Genomic DNA, 19,033 nt, shown 5'->3' on the forward strand with positions numbered 1-19,033 from the left:
CCTCTTTCATGAGTGAAAACACCCCTATAAAAAACAAAAAAGCACTCCCGTAGTACGGGGCACTTTTATACAAAAAGCAAACATATAAGTGAATCAATCATAAGCCCAAGCAATAGTTTACCCCGTGTCCAATCCGCTGTCAAGGAAGTTATCCGTGTTAATTTGTCCATTGAACCAGATTGGAGAGAATCCACCTGAAAGCTTTAAATCAGAAGGGGTTTTCAAGAAAACGGTCATGAAAAAGGGGAGAACGCATCTCCCCTTGCAGCCTTTTCCTAACGAAGCGAATCGTCGTCTTCCGTCGACTCATCATCATTTTCATCTTCTGAATCTTCCTCATCACTGAGGTCTTCATCGTCTATAACCACGTCTTCATCACTATCATCATCATCTTCTTCTCCGTCGAACAGCTCATCTTCGCCATCCTCGTCTTCGCTATCTGCATCGAAGTCGTCATCAGAGTTGTATGTTTCTTCTTCCTCATGATAGTCATCTTCGTCGTCATCGTCTTCGTCGTTAATAATACGAGGACGCTTGGCGCCTGTCAGGGCATCTTCGGATTTATCTACCGGATACCAACGTTTCAAGCCCCACAGATTCGTACCGACACAGGCAAAACGCCCGTCAATGTTGATTTCAGTATATAGCTGAGCAATAACGTCATTAATTTCTTCGTCGGAAAAGCCACGCAATTTGGCGACTTCCTTCATCAGGTCACGGTAATAATACGGAGTATTGGCTGCTTTCAATACCATAAATGCCAAATCCACCATTGGAGTCTCGTGGACTTTCTCCGGGTCAATCTTCAAGTTGAGTGGGGTACTCACCTAGGGACACTTCCTCTCACACGTAATTCACAAGAACATGTTTCAGAGCATACACGATACATGCAATACTAACATATCCATTATCAAAACTAAGTAAAACCTATTTGGAAGCAAATTGCAAGTTAAAGATGGGTATCGTCATAATTTCCAGGAATATCCCTCTAAACAAGACGGCATACATAAAAAGACGGGGTCCCCCCCGTCTTCGACTGTACCCGCTCCGGGAGAACCCCCCAAAGTTGTTGCACAAGAGCTTATGCCCTCCATGTATCGTATGTGTCCACGGCCACTTTGACACGACAAGCAGGCCTATTTCCATAAAAAAGGGGCAGGTTTCCCATGCCGCAGTTGACGCTTGCTCATACAATACCTCAGCATGGCTCATCGGAGGGGGACCGTCTCAAATGGACTATCCGGATTTTTTGCAGCGTCTGCATGAGGGTATTTCGGAGCCGTCCGGCAGTGGACGGAACAAACAGATCATCACGTTCGATAAGCCTCACCAATACCGGGAATGCCTGTCCTATCTCAGGAAGCTGAAACCCGAGCTTGCGGGATTACGGCAAGTACAACCGGCCCGACTAATCCGTGCTTTAATCGCTCCGCTTTCAGGGGGAAACAGGCTGGGCAAATATCACAACGGTGTTACCGTTGAAGAAGATACCCGCATGAAGGTCCACGCTGAAACTGCTCATATACCAAAAGCAGAAAAGAACCTTTCCATGCCATGGGGAGTCAAACAGGTACGTGCATACAAGGCTTGGCCTTCCTCGACAGGGAATCGGGTCAGAATCGGTGTGATCGACACAGGAGCGGATTTTCAACATCCTGATCTTCGTCATTCTCTCGCCAGAGGTATTAATTTGCTTAACCGAACCATGCTACCCTATGACGATAACGGCCATGGTACTCATATTGCTGGAACTATCGCAGCGTCCAACTATGACGAAGGTATGGTCGGCGTAGCACCACGGGCTTTAATTCATCCCGTAAAAGCTTTTGATCATAATGGAGCCGCCTACGTCTCCGATATCATCCTTGGTATCGACTGGTGTGTATTAAATCGTGTCGATATCATCAATATGAGCTTTGGTATGAAGTCGCGCAGCAAGGCACTACTTGATATGGTGAATAAAGCATATCATAACGGCATTGTGATTGTAGCGTCCTCGGGAAATGAGGGTAAGCGCCGAAGTATTGACTATCCAGCCCGCTATTCTCAGACGATTTCAGTGGGGGCTACCGACAAATACAGACGCATCGCGCCTTTCAGCAACCGGGGGCAATTTGTAGACGTGTACGCACCTGGCGAAAAGATCACATCCTCCTGGATCCATGGCAAGCATCACGAAATGAGCGGTACCTCTATGGCTACTTCCCATGTGACCGGAAGCATCGCACTTCTCCTTTCACTGAGACCGGAACTGGAGCCTGGAGAAATCAAGGCGTTGCTTAAGCGTACCGCCACACCGCTCCGTCTGCGTAAAAGCGCCGGACGTAGCTCTATCTCGACCAAACTTGGAGAAGTCGATGCCTTCCGATTGATGCAGGAGGGCACAAAGTGAATGATATTGTGATACTAAACCTCTAGTGTAGCGCCCGGCTCCAGAGAGTGAACTTTTCTGGCAGGACCTTCACATCCACCATTTCCTTCTCTTATCAACTCATCTCGTACCAGGTCGGTCTGCAGCTTCGGCGCATGAACGAGTACAACCTGTTTGCTAGGCAGCTCCTTCAGCATTTGCCGCACATCTGATAATCCCTGATGCACCTTATAAATCAAATGCCGAGCTACACAGTTGTTATTTTCATCCGCACGTTCCAACAGATGTTTGCCAAAAGAACCCTGTGGAGCATGTCCGGTCAATATAACACTGTTGCTAATGCTTTCTCCGCTATCTTCACCCTCCCCCATGTTGCGGTTATCCGAAAGATACTGATAGTACCAACGCGCCTGTGGGGAATCCATCATGCCGTCTCTTGTTATGATAATAACCGTTGGGTTCTGTTCCAGCAGACTCACTCGTTCCGCAGCATCACGAGGCACGAAGACCCTGTCACTGTTTAGCACATGTTTTATTCGCGCCGGGGCTTCTGGACGCAGCCATTCTTTCCAGCGGTTTAACTGTTTCAATCCCTGCCATATGTCGTGCTCTACAATCATTGCCTGTTCAGGGAATTGCTCGCTAGCCCATACGATCATGTCCTGTCCTCTACCAAAGGCAGGCACCGGCAACAACACATGACCTCCAGACCCTAATGTCCGCTCCATCTCGACCCTCAGCCGCTCCAGCTTAACAGGCTGCGGGTCTATATCCATGCCATAGGCATTGTCCATAATGGATATGTCCGCTAGATTGGGCTCTGACTTCCATTCAGGTAGGTCATGCAGCCCCTCTCCAACACCCAAGTCTGGCGCATCGGCAGCAAGAAGTTCAGATTCGCGGCTGTAATCTCCAGAAAAAAACAACCGCTTCCCTTCCATTTCTACCACATACCACACTGCACCAGCCAAATGTCCACTGCGTCCCCACATAATTCTCACACCCGGACAAGCCTCAAGCCATTCTCCTGCTGGCGATTCATCTTCTAGATAGCGATAAGCAATGGATTGGATATCCTGTTCGTCGTATGGCAAGTCGGCTCCTCTCGATTCAACATAAGTATGCCAGGAGCGAAAATAGGAGCCTAACTGCTCAGCGGTGGCCTTGGTCGTCCAGACCACTCCCCGGTATCCATACTTGTACAGTAAGGGGAGCGCCATGGAATGATCTTCATGTGCATGAGACAGCAATACAGTAGTCAGTCCCTCCGCCTTTTGCGGCGGAAAAACCGGATATTGTCCGGTTCCTTCCTTTTTCACGCCACAATCGAGCATGACGCGATGCTGCGTTCCTTCAAAAACATAGCAGGAGCGGCCATGTTCGCCTGCTCCTCCCCAAATCCTAAGCTTGGTCATGATCATTTCCACTTTCTTTGCGAGTTTAAGCTTTCGATTAAGATCAGCAGCAGTGTGGTCATTCCGACCGATATGACGGCCATCGCCATCCCAAGTGACACCTGTCCCTGCTCAAATTGTGCAAATATGTAGGTTGCAGACGTCTGAACGGATGGCGGCAAAATCAGCAACGATCCTACCAGCTCGCGTGAAGCGATCGTAAATGTCATCATCCAACCAGCGAGCATTCCCGGTACAATCAGCGGCAGTACAATCCGGCGGAATATGTAAGACGGTCGTCCGCCAAATACCTGTCCCGCCTGAAAAAGACCCGTGTCCACCTGTGTAAAGGCGCTTTTGACATACTGCACCGTATAAGGAACAAACAAGATAACATACGTCAGAATGACCATGCCGTATGTGTTATACAAAGGGATCGGCATCCACGGCGAGTTCCACCACAAAATCAGGCCGACCACCATAACAATTCCCGGAACCGTATTCGGAAGCAAGCTAAATGCATCAACCGTCCGTTGGATTCTCGTGCGTGAGCCGCCAATGACAAGCGCAAACCAAGTGCCCAGCACCACAGCAAGCGTCGAAGCGCCCAAAGAGAGAAATACACTGTTCAGGAGCGCCTCCATGCTCTCTGATCCCCAAGACAGCAGTTCCTTGTAAGAGTCGAGCGTCAAATTATCCCAGGCAAGGCCCATTCCTCTCAGCTTCATCGTCGAGGCTGAAAGAATTGAAAAATAAGGAATGCCAATGGACGCAATGAGCAACAATAGAATAAATGCAACACTCAGCCCCGTAGTCCAGCCGGATATACGGAGACGGGACGGACGCGAACCTTTACCACCTACCAGCCTGTACGTAAACTTTCGGTTGATCACCGACTGCGCATACCACATGAGCAGGCAGGCGGTTAACAGCACCGAGGCCATTGACGTCGCTTTGCCAAAATCTATGGGCCAGCTGGAGATATATTTGTGAATTTCCGAAGTCATGACCTCATACCCGATACGTCGCCCAAAGGTAGCGGGGGTACCAAACTCGGCAATCGTTTTAACGAAAATGAGCAACGCGCCCATTCCGTAAGCTGATAGCAGTAGCGGTAAAATAATTCGACGGAACCTGTACAGAAAGCCGCCGCCCATTACGGCACCCGCCTCTTCCAGGCTCCCGCCAATCCTCACCAGCGCCCCGCGCAGCAACAGGTACAGGAATGGAAACAGATGCAGGCTCATGATCATCACCATGCCACCAAGGCTGAAGAAGGACGACGTTAAGAAATGCAGGTCCGGGAACAACTGCTCCAGATATCCGTTTTTTTGCATAAACAGAATCCAGCCCATGGACCCGATATAGGGCGGGGTCATAAACGGAATCAGCAACACGACATCCAACCAGCGCCAGTGTGCAAGACGAGTGTTGGACATGATCCAGGCTAGCGGAAGTGCAAGTACCGTCGTTCCTGCAATCACACAGATGCCTAGCCAAATCGAGCTAAATAGCACGCCTGCAAATGGTGAAGCAGCTAACGTTCGAAAAGGCGCATCCCATTGAAATTTTTCATCAACATATACACTTTGGATAAAGATTTGCAGCAACGGCATCACAATCAGGAAAAGAAGCGCGATTAGAGCCAGCGTCAGACACCACGCTCTGATGTGTTTAACGGATAAGCCTCCCATCGGCTTACTTGAACATTTGCGTGAACTTCTCCGTCACGTCTGATCCGTGCTCACCCATCCACTCCCAATTGGTTTTCAACAATGGAATCTCGTCCAGGTTGGCACGCTTGTCGGCTTTGACATCCGTGTGGCCCGGGAGTAAGGAGGCATCTGCTACTAGTTTCTGTGCCTCTTCCGACAACAGATAGTCAATAAATGCCTTGGCATTCTGCTCATGCTGCGTTGACTTGAGAATTGCGGCAGGACGTGGGCTGATGACTGTTCCCTCTGTCGGATAGGCGATATCAATCGGCTCACCTTTGGCTTTAGCCTTGTAGGTCATGTAATCGACCGCAGCGACGACTACACCTTTAGCTCCGGTAATCACGGGGTCCAGCGCTTCCTGATTGGCACCAGCCATAGCAACACCGTTAGCCTTGTACTGCTCGAACAACGTCCAGCCTCCATCGCCCTTGGCGCTCAGATAGCCTGTCATAAAATCCAACGCTGAGCCGGACAGGGATGGATCGGGAATATTAACCTGATCCTTGTACTCAGGCTTCGCCAAATCAGCCCATGAAGTTGGTGGTGTTTTCACCAGCTTCGTGTTATACGCAATGCCCAGAGCAGAAGCACTGGTACTGAAGTAGTTGCCTTCCTTATCGGACCAGTCTGGATTTAGCTTGTCTGCATTCTTGGCATCCGGGTAAGGCAGCGTGAGTCCTTCCTTTTTCAGGCCTTGTACAGACGGAAGCGATGCCAGCACAACCACGTCCGCTACCGGATTCGTCTTCTCGGCTTCCATGCGGGCCAAAATTTTCCCTGTCGTTCCCTGGAACAACTCTACCTTAACTCCGCTCTGCGCCTCATACCCTGCTACCAACTTTTTCGCCAGTCCATCCGGGCCTGCGCTGTAGACCACCAGCTTCTGATCGGTGGATGCCGTCTCCGCTTGTCCTGCTGATCCAGTAGCTTGTGCCCCATCCTTGGATGTTGTAGCTGTTCCGCAACCCGCCACAGCGAGTCCAAAAGTCAAGGTTAATGCGAGCATCGTTCCTTTTTTCCATCCTGTACGAAAAACATGCCTATTCATCATCTTGTATATACCCCTTTTCCCTATGCTTCAAGTTGGTGGATGTGTTGCGGTGATACCCAAACGTGCATTTGTTGACCTATGGGCAAGCGGCTGGAATGATATGCAGTCCATTGCTCGCCGTTCTCGGCTAGTATACGAATTTCATAACGATCGCCGACATAGCTGACATGCAGGATCTCTACTGTAAAAGCATGCTGATCTGCTTGCTCCTGTTCCCAACGCACATGTTCAGGACGAAATAGTGTCCGTTCCGACTCCAGCCAGTTGGATTTGCCAATAAACCTCGCCACCTCTGGATGAGCTGGGCAACCGTAGATCACCTCTGGTGTTCCGGTCTGCAAAATATGTCCACTTTTCATAACAACCACTTCATCAGACATGGACATGGCCTCGATCTGATCATGGGTGACATATAGGGCGGTCAGCCCCAGATCGCGCACAAGCGATATCATCTCAATGCGCATCTCCTCCCGTAGCACCGCATCCAGCGCACTGAGTGGCTCGTCGAACAACACAAGTCGAGGCCGGATAGCAACCGCTCTTGCAAAGGCAACCCGCTGCTGCTGGCCACCGGACAGCTGATGAGGATACCGATCCTCCATCCCTGACAATCTGACCATGTCGAGCGCCTCCAGCACCACGGTCCGCAGTTCCTTGTCTCGTACGCTGGCGAACCCTTTCCCTCGCTTGCCCGCACGCAGGCCGAAGGCCACATTTTCAAACACCGTCATATGCGGCCATAACGCGAAATCCTGAAAGACCATGCCAAAGTGGCGGAGATGGGCGGGAATATCCTTTTTGCGTTCTGCCGAAAAAAGAATTTCCTCTCCCATCGTGATTGTGCCGGTATCCGGTGTCTCCAGACCAGCAATCAAGCGCAAGAGCGTTGTTTTCCCACAGCCGGACGGTCCGAGCAGTGTTGTGAATTTGCCCCGTCGTACTACCAGATTCGTCTCATGCAGCGCGGTTATTTGGCTGAAGGTTTTACTTAATCCGTGAATATATAGATCCTGATTCATCGCATTACCTGCCTGTTCTTCTGACTGATCCCAGTGTAAAACTTGAATTCGCAACCTGTGTTATTGGAAAGTTAAAACAAAATTAATTATTTCAATGAATTGTGTTAACACTCATAGATTTAATCTATATAGAGGGGATTGATGCTGCTACCCATAGAAATAGGCATGATTGTTCGATTAACCTGAAAGCGAGGCATTCTAAGTGAACTTAAGTCTTCTAAAGTTACATATTGTAGAGCTGCTGAATAAGCACCATAAAATTACCACGGTCGCCGAGTTTCTTGGCCTAAAGCAACCCACCGTTACTTTTCATATGAAAAATCTGGAGCGTGAATTCGGAGTAAAACTGTTTGACACACGTATGGGCAAAATCATCCTGACGGATGCCGGAAATGCACTGCTGCACTATGCCAGCAAAATTAATGCACTGGCTGCTGAAGCTGAGCGAGTCGTCCGCGAGTTCGATACGCTCCAGCGGGGAAGTATACGTATTGGCGCAAGCTATGTACCCGCTACCTACTTGCTTCCTGCTGTGCTGCACCGCTTTGCCCGTGAGCATCCGGGCATTCACATCGCCTTGTCTGTGAAAACAGCGCCCGTGATCAAGGACATGCTCGCTCGCCACGAAATTGACCTCGGCATCATTTCGGCAGAGCCGTTTCAATCCCCAACGCTACTCTCAGAATCCTTGGGCGAAGATGAACTGATACTCATCTGCTCACCCACTCATCCGCTCGCCAACGAAACCGATTTGACGCCTGAGCTTATCGCTTCTTCCTCCTTCGTATTACATGGCAAGGAGTCCAGCACACGCCATGTGACCGACAAATGGCTGGAACGTGGGAGTCGGCGACTTCCTTCCTATCTGGAGCTGGATTCACTGGAAGCCATCAAACAGGCGGTTATGCTGGGAGAACACATCTCTTTTGTCTCTCGCATTGCCGTTCAGTCAGAGGTTGAGCGGGGCTTACTGGTTGTAAGACCTATCCCGGGGCAGTCTGTTGAGCGGTACATCTATATGGTCAGCAACAAAGACCGTCATCGCTCGGCGCTCATTCACAGATTCACTGAATATTTATCATGGAACCAAGATTAAATCTTACCTGTCATATAGAAATTATATAATTTTTTAACCGGAGTCCCCTCTTGCTTTGACATACGACTGACAATACACCCGTAAAGTGTAGCGTGTAACCTATTCGGACGAACAGGAGAGGATGAAATGAAAACAGGCCTTCGTATCACCAAATTGATGTCGGTAGTAACTCTGAGTGCAGTACTGCTCGTAACAGGATGGAAAGGAGCAGAACCGGTACAAGCCGCCGCCAATGCCACACCAAGCTATGAGGTGAAGCTACTACTGGATACGGCTCAGGTCCTCAATGCGGATGGCTCATTAAAAAGTGGCATCGTGAACGAGTTTCAAATTAGCAACGATGCACAACGATTGAGCGTCGAGTATTTTGATACAAACTCATTGCAATTAAATGACGAGGGCTGGAACGTGAGATTTCGCAAAAAAGAGGACAAAAAAAATTATGAATTAACCTACAAAAAGCGATATACGGTCACAAATGGAAATATCGACGCGGCGCTCACCCAAGCGAATAAAGAAGGGTTCAGCGCATCTGATGATAATTATGAGGCTGAGGTGGATTGGGGATACAGCAAGCAAACACTAAGCTTCTCCAATGATAAAAAAACAAACGCCTCCAAAGGATTGGCTCTGCCTTCCCCAGATCAAGCATTAAAGCAACTGCAGGAAAATCTTCCGGGCAAGCTGCAAAACTGGAAAAACAGCAATTGGGGCAAACAAACCTTGGCAGACTCCAGAGTACGCGGTCCTGTACAGGTCAGTAAATACGAGGGTAGCTTTCAGGGATTGGATACCGACGTTGAAATATGGCCTATTCGCAGCGCAAACGGATCAGGTACAGAGCATATTATCGAAATCTCCTTCAAAACCTCGGATTACAGTGTTGCCGCCAGCAACCGCACCAAGTTGATGAACCTGCTGCAATCCAAAGGATGGCTGGTTCCCGCCGATTCCCTGAAAACGAACTTGGTACTGGAACGCTACTAAGCTAATCCAACATAAAAAGGAACCGAAGCGCCACCCTGTTGAGGGTGATACGAACGGTTCCTTTTATTATTAATTATATGACTACAAGGTCATTACGTTAAGTTGTTTGCTTACATACGTTCTGGTGCAGACACGCCCACCAGCTTCAGTACGTTGGCAATGGTCGTGCGCACCGCACCAAACAACGCCAAGCGTGCCTGCGTTTGAGCGGCATCCTCTGTGATGACGCGCTCTGCCTTATAGTAGCTGTGGAACAATGAAGCCAGCTCGTAGACATAGCGAATCATACGGTGTGGTGCAAAGTTTGCAGCCGCTACCGATACTTCTTCCGGCAGCTCGCCGATTTTGCGGAGCAGATCGTATTCATGTTCAGCCGTCAGCTTGGACAAGTCGACTTCTGCCAACGGCAGCACAGCAATACCTTGCTCTTCGGCTTGACGATATACACTGCATGCACGTGCGTGCGCATATTGTACGTAGAATACTGGATTCTCATTGGAAGTGGAAATCGCCAAATCCATGTCAAAATCCAGGTGCGAATCCATGCTACGCATAGTGAAGAAGTAACGGATCGCGTCTACACCTACTTCTTCCATCAGATCTTCCATCGTCACGGCCTTGCCGGTACGTTTGGACATTTTTACTTTTTCCCCATTTTGGAACAAGCTGACCATTTGGGCAATCAGCACTTTAAGCTTATCTGGATCATTGCCCAGTGCTTCCATTGCTGCCTTCATCCGTGGAATGTAGCCGTGGTGATCCGCTCCCCAAATGTTGATGATCGTGTCATACCCACGAGCATATTTATCGCGATGGTAAGCGATATCTGGGGTTAGGTACGTATATGTACCGTCATTTTTGATCAAGACACGGTCTTTATCGTCACCGTACTTGGTCGTATTCAGCCATGTAGCTCCGTCCTTCTCGTAAATCTCCTCACGGTCACGCAACTCATTCAGCGCTTTAAGCACTTCACCGTTTTCATACAGCGACGTTTCGCTGAACCAGGAGTCAAAAGGTACACGGAACAGTTCCAGATCGCGCTTGATCTTGTTCAGTTCCTTTTCCAGACCGTAGTCACGGAAATAAGCTGCGCGATCTCCCGGTTCCATGGACAACAGAGAATCGCCCTTTTCGGCCACCAGTTCCTTGGCAAATCCGATGATATCCTCACCATGGTAACCATCCTCCGGCATCTCCGCAGGCTGTCCCAGCTCCTGCAAATAACGCGCTTCAATAGAGCGGCTCATGTTGTAAATCTGGTTGCCCGCATCATTAATGTAGTATTCACGAGTTACTTTGTATCCGGCAAAATCAAGCACGTTGCAGAGAGCATCCCCTACGGCTGCACCACGTGCATGACCTAAGTGAAGGCTACCTGTCGGATTGGCGCTGACAAACTCGATTTGTACCTTTTTGCCTGCACCTTCCTGTATACGCCCGTAATCTGCCCCCTGCTCCTGCACTTGTCCAATGACTGCATACAGGTAGCTCTTGTTCAGGCGAAAGTTAATAAAGCCCGGTCCAGCGATTTCCGCACTTTCAATAGAAGCGGAAGCTAAATCCATATTCGCGATCAAATCTTCAGCGATTTGCCGTGGGTTCTTCTTCGCAATGCGGGTGAGCTGCATCGCAGCGTTGGTAGCCAAATCACCGTGTGACTTGTCCTTTGGCACCTCCAGCGTAATGGTCGGCAGCTCTTCGCGGCTCACGATTCCGGTAGCCAGCACTGCCGCTTCGATTGCTGAAGTCACCTTTTGATTAATAAGTTCCAGTGGATTGCTTGTCATGATTATTGCTCCTCCTGTATATGCAAACTGATGGCAAAATGCCCCGAGAAATCCTCAAATACGTACAGATCATAGGTCCAGCTCACATGTCCGGTGAAACCATCCATCCGAATATCGAGCTTCTGCGTATGCGCAGACATGTTCAGGTTTAAATAAGGCGAGCGGTAAAATCCAGGCAACCTGCGTCCCAGCGCAAACGACTGCTCTGATTGTACCTCACCGTGACGAATCAGCTTTAGCTCATCCGATCCGATTTTGACTGTGTTCCGTGTCGTACCGCCCTCAGGACTTTCTTGCGGCTCATCGTACCTTATATATAGATGCTTCCCACGCACGATCGCTTCTCCGGGAAGTTCCTGTACCACATCTTCTCCGTCATGATGACTATGAAGACGGATTCGGACCTTTGCATTATGTGGCATGTATTCAAACTCCATTCTATTGCTATCCTACTGTACTACTATATCCAGTTCCCGATTGCAATTCAAATGAGTTTTTACAAAAAGATGCTTTCATCCAAAAAATTCAGCTACCTTAAGTCAGCTCCATCGGATGCTTGGCTAAAACTTTCGATGAATCGAGAGGCTAGAGAAGACATGTATTTATCCTTCAGCCAGACAGCCGCCACACGCGTATGCAATTCCTCACACATAATTTCCTTAACGATTAACTGGTTATTGCTTCCGAGTGACAACGCAGACCGCGAAATCATACCGATCCCCAGCCCTTCATTAGCCCAGTGAAGCGTGGTGCGAGCATCATCGTTTTTGCAAAAGAAATTTGGCTCAAAGCCATGCTTCATACAGGTATCGTGGATCAATTGTTCAAAGCGGCGATATACGATGAGCGGCCTGTTCTTCAACTCAGACAATGAAATGGTCTTCTGTTCGGGGTTCCAGTCATATTCTTCTGTCATCACAGCTATCATCGGCTCAGTGGACGCATATCTACACCCTAAATCGGTAGTATTAAAAGGGGTTCTGACGATACCGACCTCGACAATTCCTTTGTTCAAAAGATCGAGAATCATGAACGTATTTCCCTCATGAATTTCAAATTTTACACCCGCATAGGTTTTATGAAATTCGGAAAGCCTGTCTTTCATCAGCGTTGCCCCAGAGGAGGAGACCGTTCCAATGGTGAGCGTACCTTTCATCCCCATGGCAAAATCGTTTATCTCTCTTGTCGTGGCATCTGTCAGCTCCAAAATCTGCTTGGCCCTGTTCTGTAAAATGATGCCGGCCTCCGTCAATTGGATGCTTCGTGAGCCTCTATGCACGAGCTTTACACCAAGCTCTTCCTCTAGCTGCATGAGCTGCTGACTTAAGGGAGGCTGCGCGATTTGCAGCTTTTTGGCTGCCGCTGTAATCTGTCCGGCCTCTGCGATCACCAAAAAATACTTGAGATGTCTCAATTCCATCATTTTGGACCTCCGGTACTGATATATGTAAAACCTATACCTCTAATATATATTAAATATTATTCATATGGTTTGGGATATGCCATAATCAAATTCAGTTATGCTATTGCGGCATGAGGCTATATACATTATTCAGGTTAGGTGATGGTTTATTTGCTGAAATTTGCTGTTTTTTTGAAACCCTATAAAAAGGAAACGATTCTTGGGCCTCTGTTTAAACTGATTGAGGCCATCCTGGAACTATTGCTGCCTACGATGGTTGCTTTAATGATCAATCATGGCGTAGGTAAAGGAGACACCCATTATGTTTGGCAGATGGGTCTTTTGATGTTACTCATGACTATACTGGGCTTTGGCAGTTCATTAGTGTGTCAGTTTTACGCAGCTCGTGCCTCTCAAGGATTCGGAACTACGCTGCGCAATACGATGTTTAAGCATATTTCTTCGTTTTCTTATGCTGATCTCGATAAATTCGGTACACCCTCGCTCATCAACCGGATTACGAATGATGTCAATCAGCTGCAAACAGCTGTAGCGATGTTGATTCGTTTGGTCATTCGTGCTCCTTTTATTTGTATCGGGGCGATTATCATGTCCATGATTCTGGACTTCCGCCTTGCTTTGGTGCTGTTGGCGGCTACACCGATTCTGGCTTTGATTCTGTATGTTGTCATTACGAAGGCTTCTCCCCTGTACCGGCTATACCAGAAAAAACTCGATAAAATCGCTCTGGTACTTAGCGAAAATCTTACAGGCGTACGGGTCATACGTGCATTTGCTAAAAGAGGAGCTGAACGAGGAAAGTTCAATGCCACCTCAGATGACCTGACCCAGACTGCTATTCGTGTCGGACGTATTTCTGCTTTGCTAAGCCCCGCCACCTTGTTGGTGGTGAACGGAGCTATTATTGCTATCCTGTGGATCGGCGGTATCCATATCCAATATGGATCTCTTACACAAGGGGAGATTATTGCCTTTATTAATTACATTACGCAAATTTTACTGGCTCTGATTGTGGTAACCAATTTAATTATTTTGTTCACCAAAGCTGCCACTTCAGCAGCGCGTATTCAGGAGGTCCTAGACACGCAAGCTTCGATTTCCGACACTGCTGCTACTTCTACATCTATAGACAGGGAGGGAGCAAGTGAGCATAGCGCTGTACCAGCCATCTCTTTTGATCATGTTTCCTTTAGATACAATAAGACAGGACAACTGGCACTGAGCGATATAGTGGTAAACATCTATCCCGGTGAAACGGTCGGCATCATCGGAGGAACAGGTTCTGGGAAATCCACCTTTGTGAATCTTATTCCCCGCTTCTATGATGCGGTAGAGGGTCGTGTGCAGGTTGATGGCATCGACGTTCGGCAATATAAGCTCGAGCAATTGCGGCAGAAAATCGGAATTGTCCCTCAGAAGGCACTGCTGTTCACTGGTACTATAGCGGATAATATCCGTTGGGGGCATGAACACGCCACCGATGAGGAAGTCGCTCAAGCAGCAGCAATCGCGCAAGCGGATGAGTTCATTTCCAACCTGCCGGAGAAATTCGATGCTCCGATCACCCGAGGGGGGCTTAATTTGTCAGGAGGACAAAAGCAGCGACTTACCATTGCCCGAGCTATTGTCGGCAATCCGCAAATCCTCATTTTGGATGACTCTTCAAGCGCACTCGATTTTGCAACCGACGCCGCCCTCCGTAAATCGCTACGGGAAAATAGCACCAGCATGACCGTCCTGTTGGTCTCGCAACGAGTAAGCAGCGTACAGCATGCTGATAAAATAATTGTGTTTGATGAGGGACGGATTGTTGGTATCGGCACACATGAACAGTTGATGAGCAGCTCAGATGTATATCAGGAAATTAATCATTCCCAGCTCTCAACGCAGGAGGTAGACCAATGAGTGGCAAGGAAACCTGGAGAAGATTGTTAACCTATGTGGGTCAATATAAAACAACAACATGTTGGGTCATCGTCAGTGCAGTTCTCAGCGTGCTTGCCAGTCTGATCGGACCCTACATGATTGGTCAGGCTATCGACCATATGGTGGATAAGGGAGTAGTAGATTTTAAAGGTATTGCGCAGATTCTAGCTGGATTAGGCATTGTATATGTTGTAGGCAGTCTATTTAGCTGGCTGCTCACGTATTTGACGAACCGTATTGCTTATCAGACCGTAAATGATATGCGGCGGGAGTTATTTGATCATTTTAATATCCTTCCATTAAGCTTTCATGACACTCATCCACAAGGAGACAGCATTAGCCGTTTTGTGAACGATATGGATGCTGTGTCGGATGGATTACTACAGGGCTTTTCCACATTGATTACCGGGATTATTACGATTATAGGCTCCATTGTACTCATGCTGTATATCAGTCCGATCATGACGTTGGTCGTATTGGTGTCTGCCCCGATCACATATGGCGTAGCACGGTTCATTACCACAAGATCGCAGCGTATGTTCCGCGAACAGGCCAAAATTTTAGGAAGCCTGAACGGTTATGTGGAAGAAATGATCGGCGGGCAACGGGTAGTTACCGCTTTTCATTATGAAAACCGCTCGCTTGAGGAATTTTCGGCCAGAAACGAACAATTGTATCAAGCCGGAGTGAAATCGCAGTTTTACGGATCACTGTCCAACCCCTCTACCCGATTGGTGAACAACATGACTTTTTCAGTCACCGCCATGATTGGCTGTATCTCCATTATTTTGGGTGGGATCTCGGTAGGCGGATTGTCGAGCTTTCTGATTTATACCAATTTGTTCGCCAAGCCTTTTAATGAAATTACGGGTGTGCTGACCCAGTTCCAGGCAGCTACGGCTTCTGCTCAGCGCATATTTGCTATTTTGGACTCACCGCCAGAGCAGCCCGAAAAATCGAACGCCGTACAGCTGGAGCACAGCAAAGGCACGATTCTTTTTGATCATGTCAAATTCTCCTATAACCCGGAACGTACGCTCATTACGAACTTTAGTTTGGAGGTAAAGCCAGGCACTCGTGTGGCCATTGTCGGGCAGACTGGAGCTGGCAAAACCACACTCGTCAATCTGCTCATGCGATTTTACGATGTAGACAGCGGCTCGATATCCATCGACGGGGTGAATATCAACGACATGAGCCGGGACAGCCTACGGACTAACTTTGGTATGGTGCTTCAAGATACATGGCTGTTCAGCGGGACCATTCGGGACAATATCGCTTACGGGAAGCCAGAGGCCACGGATGAAGAAGTCATCGCAGCTGCAACAGCTGCCAATGCGCATAGCTTCATCAAGCGACTGCCTCATGGCTACGATACGGTCATTAGCGGGTCAGGCGACAGCCTGTCGCAAGGCCAAAAACAGCTGCTCACCATCGCGAGGGTGATCCTCGTCGATCCACCTATGCTGATCCTGGATGAAGCCACCAGCAGCATAGATACCCTGACAGAAGCGCGTATCCAAAAAGCATTTATGAAAATGATTACCGGACGCACCAGCTTTGTGATCGCCCACAGACTATCGACCATCCGCGAAGCGGATTTGATTTTATACATGAAAAACGGCGATGTCGTGGAAAGCGGTACCCATGAGGGACTGCTTGCCAGCGGCGGCCATTATGCCTCGCTCTATAACAGCCAGTTCACTACAGCCTAACACTGCGGGTTAAGGGGAAAAGTCGGTTGCTCTTATGCAATCGGCTTTTTTTGTTGTGACACAGGAAGAAACAAAGCTCAAATGCCTGCCCCCGTAGCGGTTGGATGATCCATTTGCTCACTTTCCTGAAAATCCCTGCGGTACAACCAGCCGATCAAGATAGCAATGGTCGTCATAATCGCAGCCAACAAATACACCTGCACCATACCGAAACGGTCTGCATACCAGCCCATAAATAACAAGGACAGACCGAAAGCGAGATTTGTAATCACATCAATTCCCGCCATCACTTTGGGCAGCTGAGCTGCCGATGCACTGGTTTGCAGCAAAGTGCGGCGAATAATCCCTGCCATTTGAACAGGTAAACCTGATACAGCAAAAAGAATAAGCGCAGCAACAGGGATTGTATTCAGCGCGAATACAATTGTAATCAGTACATACACCAGCAACGCTCCGAGCATGTACAAAAAGCTGTTCTTTTGCAAGCGCTTCACCAAACCGACGACAATCAATCCACCCAAAATTGTGCCCGAGAAAAAGGATGCATTCATAAAGCCCCACCAGCTTGCATCCCGATGCAGCACTTGGCTGACGTACGCCAAAATAAATACGCCGAGCCAGGAGACTCCCCCAATACTATCCACACTATCGACGATCATCAGAGAACGAATACGACGGTTATGCCAAATGATTTTCCAGCCTTCCCCAAGCTCTTTCCAATGGGAGTTTTTTTCCTTTCCCTTTGCAGGTTCTACTAGATTTGTTGAGGAATCCGAAGCTTCAAGACTTAATTCCTTCTGATCCAGCGGATCACGGATGAAGGACGTGACAGTTACAGCCACAAGATAACAACAGGATGCGATCACAAGCGTATTCAGGGAACCCAGCCAAGCCACAATAATTCCGCTCAACGCCCAGCCTGCACACTTGACCACCTGATCACTGACCGCTACCATGCCGTTGGCCCGCATTAGTCCTTCACCCGTAGCCAAACGGGGTACAAGCGCATTACGCGCGGGATTTGTCCAGCCATCCAGAAAAGACATACCAAACACCATCACAAAAATAAATAGAAACGACCTCTGCTCAGGTACGATCCACAAATAAAGCAGCAGCAGCGTAAAAATGACAAACTGCCCAAACTGGGAAAATAGCAACACGCGCGTTAGCTGAAATCGGCCAAGGACGATCGGTGCAACGAGCCCACTAAGTACTTGGGCAGACAATCGGAACAACGGAATTAAAATAGTCGTCATTAATGAATTACTTGAACTAAACACCAATACCACTACACTCAACATGTAGATGATATCTGCTACGTTGGAGATTGTCTGAGACCCCCACAGGTAATAAAAAGAGCGTCTGATCAAAAAAGTTTCCCCCTCTTTGGTACATCGCCGATTTATGTATTTCCATAACCAAACCGTCCCTGTTGACATTACAAATCTGTTAAATGTCTGGTTTTTTGTATATTCTACACACACCCTTAAATTTCCTTCTTTTATCTTAAAAGGAAATCCAGTGTCCAGTATGCTTTTATACCCTTTTTCAAATCTTATCCAACACAAAAAAGCGCCTATAGCGCTCTTTCCCACCCAAAAACAGGCAATAAAGACCACTAAGGCGCTTTTTAAAATGTTTACTTCGTTAAATCTTCTACAAACTTAGGTAGTACAAACGCCGCTTTGTGTAGACGCGGACTGTAATATCGGGTGTCCATTTCTGGAATTCGGGTCTCGTCTACTTCGAGCGGATCATACTTCTTACTCCCCAACGTGAATGTCCAAAGACCACTCGGATAGGTCGGAATGTTCGCACCATACACACGCACAATCGGGAAAATTTCCTTCACATCTTTGTTGACCTTCTGAATCAGGTCTGCCTTGAACCAAGGGTTATCCGTTTGCGCAACGAAAATGCCGTCTTCCTTCAACGCCTCAAAAATACCTTGGTAAAACCCGCGCTCGAACAGCGGGGCTGCCGGACCTACCGGCTCCGTCGAATCGACCATAATGACGTCGTATTCATTTTTGTGTTCAATAATGTGCATATATCCGTCATTGACTAGCACTTCTACATTAGGCTCGTCCAGCTTCCCTGCGATTTCAGGCAAATATTTTTTGGAATATTCAATCACCTTACCGTCGATCTCAACCAATACCGCCTTTTCTACCTCAGGGTGCTTGATGACCTCACGAATAACGCCGCCATCGCCACCGCCCACAACCAAAACTTTTTTCGGATTCGGATGTGTATTCAAGGCCGGATGTGCTACCATTTCGTGATACACAAATTCATCCTTAACCGTTGTCATCACCATGCCATCCAGAACAAGCATATTGCCGAATTCCTCTGTCTCGATCATAGCCAGATCCTGAAAATCCGTTTTCTCAGAGACGTAGGTTTGTTTGATTTTTGCTGTAATACCGAAAGAGGGAGTCTGCTTCTCCGTAAACCACAAGTCCATCATTCCAACCTTCTTTCTGATCAAAGTATGTGTCCGGCAATCCGGTAGCATAAACGTTGACTTTCCTTATATCAGC

At 48.2% G+C, this 19,033-nt stretch carries 15 protein-coding genes; 5 read left to right on the top strand and 10 right to left on the bottom strand.

Annotated features, from left to right (window positions below):
- Positions 1–275: 275 nt before the first annotated feature.
- Positions 276–827 (bottom strand): DNA-directed RNA polymerase subunit delta, encoded by a 552-nt coding sequence (gene rpoE, locus WA407_RS25405; protein WP_013308216.1) that lies wholly within the window; start codon positions 825–827, stop codon positions 276–278.
- A gap of 404 nt (positions 828–1,231) precedes the next feature.
- On the opposite strand from rpoE, the gene WA407_RS25410 reads away from it, so the two are divergent.
- Positions 1,232–2,392, top strand: coding sequence for a S8 family peptidase (locus WA407_RS25410; RefSeq protein ID WP_336078666.1), 1,161 nt, complete (start codon positions 1,232–1,234; stop codon positions 2,390–2,392).
- 14 nt (positions 2,393–2,406) lie between these two features.
- On the opposite strand, the gene WA407_RS25415 is transcribed toward WA407_RS25410, so the two are convergent.
- Genes WA407_RS25415 through WA407_RS25430 form a run of 4 tightly spaced genes read right to left on the bottom strand, consistent with a single transcriptional unit; the run spans position 2,407 to position 7,553 of the window.
- Entirely contained in the window at positions 2,407–3,792 is a 1,386-nt protein-coding gene (locus tag WA407_RS25415; RefSeq protein WP_254330873.1) for an MBL fold metallo-hydrolase, read from the bottom strand.
- The gene (locus WA407_RS25420) at positions 3,789–5,459 is read right to left on the bottom strand and encodes an ABC transporter permease (RefSeq protein ID WP_336078667.1); all 1,671 of its coding nucleotides are present in this window, start codon (positions 5,457–5,459) and stop codon (positions 3,789–3,791) included. The genes WA407_RS25415 and WA407_RS25420 overlap by 4 nt, the downstream gene beginning before the upstream one ends.
- 4 nt (positions 5,460–5,463) lie before the next feature.
- Positions 5,464–6,534, bottom strand: coding sequence for an ABC transporter substrate-binding protein (locus WA407_RS25425; RefSeq protein ID WP_336078668.1), 1,071 nt, complete (start codon positions 6,532–6,534; stop codon positions 5,464–5,466).
- Positions 6,535–6,554: 20 nt separating this feature from the next.
- A complete protein-coding gene (locus WA407_RS25430; RefSeq protein ID WP_336078675.1) occupies positions 6,555–7,553 on the bottom strand; it encodes an ABC transporter ATP-binding protein in 999 nt (332 codons plus the stop codon).
- Between the two features lie 202 nt (positions 7,554–7,755).
- On the opposite strand from WA407_RS25430, the gene WA407_RS25435 reads away from it, so the two are divergent.
- Positions 7,756–8,649, top strand: a complete 894-nt coding sequence (locus WA407_RS25435; RefSeq protein ID WP_235306889.1) for a LysR family transcriptional regulator — start codon at positions 7,756–7,758, stop codon at positions 8,647–8,649.
- 126 nt (positions 8,650–8,775) lie between these two features.
- A complete protein-coding gene (locus WA407_RS25440) occupies positions 8,776–9,636 on the top strand; it encodes a hypothetical protein (RefSeq protein ID WP_336078669.1) in 861 nt (286 codons plus the stop codon).
- Between the two features lie 110 nt (positions 9,637–9,746).
- On the opposite strand, the gene argS is transcribed toward WA407_RS25440, so the two are convergent.
- From argS to WA407_RS25455, 3 genes are all read right to left on the bottom strand, one after another.
- The gene (argS, locus tag WA407_RS25445) at positions 9,747–11,426 is read right to left on the bottom strand and encodes an arginine--tRNA ligase (RefSeq protein ID WP_028542578.1); all 1,680 of its coding nucleotides are present in this window, start codon (positions 11,424–11,426) and stop codon (positions 9,747–9,749) included.
- Between the two features lie 2 nt (positions 11,427–11,428).
- The gene (locus tag WA407_RS25450; RefSeq protein ID WP_081112515.1) at positions 11,429–11,863 is read right to left on the bottom strand and encodes a DUF1934 domain-containing protein; all 435 of its coding nucleotides are present in this window, start codon (positions 11,861–11,863) and stop codon (positions 11,429–11,431) included.
- Between the two features lie 92 nt (positions 11,864–11,955).
- The gene (locus WA407_RS25455) at positions 11,956–12,846 is read right to left on the bottom strand and encodes a LysR family transcriptional regulator (protein ID WP_336078676.1); all 891 of its coding nucleotides are present in this window, start codon (positions 12,844–12,846) and stop codon (positions 11,956–11,958) included.
- A gap of 153 nt (positions 12,847–12,999) precedes the next feature.
- On the opposite strand from WA407_RS25455, the gene WA407_RS25460 reads away from it, so the two are divergent.
- On the top strand, positions 13,000–14,754 hold the full coding sequence (locus WA407_RS25460; protein ID WP_336078670.1) for an ABC transporter ATP-binding protein: 1,755 nt from the start codon (positions 13,000–13,002) through the stop codon (positions 14,752–14,754).
- Positions 14,751–16,490, top strand: coding sequence for an ABC transporter ATP-binding protein (locus WA407_RS25465; RefSeq protein WP_235306886.1), 1,740 nt, complete (start codon positions 14,751–14,753; stop codon positions 16,488–16,490). Before WA407_RS25460 ends, WA407_RS25465 begins: the two co-directional genes overlap by 4 nt.
- A 77-nt stretch (positions 16,491–16,567) precedes the next feature.
- Here WA407_RS25465 and WA407_RS25470 read toward each other — a convergent pair whose 3' ends face one another.
- Positions 16,568–17,860, bottom strand: coding sequence for an MFS transporter (locus tag WA407_RS25470; protein ID WP_336078671.1), 1,293 nt, complete (start codon positions 17,858–17,860; stop codon positions 16,568–16,570).
- Positions 17,861–18,129: 269 nt separating this feature from the next.
- Positions 18,130–18,957, bottom strand: coding sequence for a polyamine aminopropyltransferase (gene speE / locus WA407_RS25475; protein WP_053324352.1), 828 nt, complete (start codon positions 18,955–18,957; stop codon positions 18,130–18,132).
- Positions 18,958–19,033: the final 76 nt, after the last annotated feature.

Origin of the sequence: Paenibacillus sp. 203 (assembly GCF_037027525.1) — a bacterium.
Taxonomy (GTDB): Bacteria; Bacillota; Bacilli; order Paenibacillales; family Paenibacillaceae; genus Paenibacillus; species Paenibacillus polymyxa_B.

What these genes read in the sequence shown, in the direction of transcription:
- WA407_RS25440 (WP_336078669.1), top strand. Translation starts at nt 8,776, where the DNA reads ATGAAAACAGGCCTTCGTATCACCAAATTGATGTCGGTAGTAACTCTG.
- WA407_RS25415 (WP_254330873.1), bottom strand. Translation starts at nt 3,792, where the DNA reads ATGATCATGACCAAGCTTAGGATTTGGGGAGGAGCAGGCGAACATGGC.
- argS (WP_028542578.1), bottom strand. Translation starts at nt 11,426, where the DNA reads ATGACAAGCAATCCACTGGAACTTATTAATCAAAAGGTGACTTCAGCA.
- WA407_RS25430 (WP_336078675.1), bottom strand. Translation starts at nt 7,553, where the DNA reads ATGAATCAGGATCTATATATTCACGGATTAAGTAAAACCTTCAGCCAA.
- WA407_RS25420 (WP_336078667.1), bottom strand. Translation starts at nt 5,459, where the DNA reads ATGGGAGGCTTATCCGTTAAACACATCAGAGCGTGGTGTCTGACGCTG.
- speE (WP_053324352.1), bottom strand. Translation starts at nt 18,957, where the DNA reads ATGGACTTGTGGTTTACGGAGAAGCAGACTCCCTCTTTCGGTATTACA.
- WA407_RS25450 (WP_081112515.1), bottom strand. Translation starts at nt 11,863, where the DNA reads ATGGAGTTTGAATACATGCCACATAATGCAAAGGTCCGAATCCGTCTT.
- WA407_RS25455 (WP_336078676.1), bottom strand. Translation starts at nt 12,846, where the DNA reads ATGGAATTGAGACATCTCAAGTATTTTTTGGTGATCGCAGAGGCCGGA.
- WA407_RS25410 (WP_336078666.1), top strand. Translation starts at nt 1,232, where the DNA reads ATGGACTATCCGGATTTTTTGCAGCGTCTGCATGAGGGTATTTCGGAG.
- WA407_RS25465 (WP_235306886.1), top strand. Translation starts at nt 14,751, where the DNA reads ATGAGTGGCAAGGAAACCTGGAGAAGATTGTTAACCTATGTGGGTCAA.
- WA407_RS25425 (WP_336078668.1), bottom strand. Translation starts at nt 6,534, where the DNA reads ATGATGAATAGGCATGTTTTTCGTACAGGATGGAAAAAAGGAACGATG.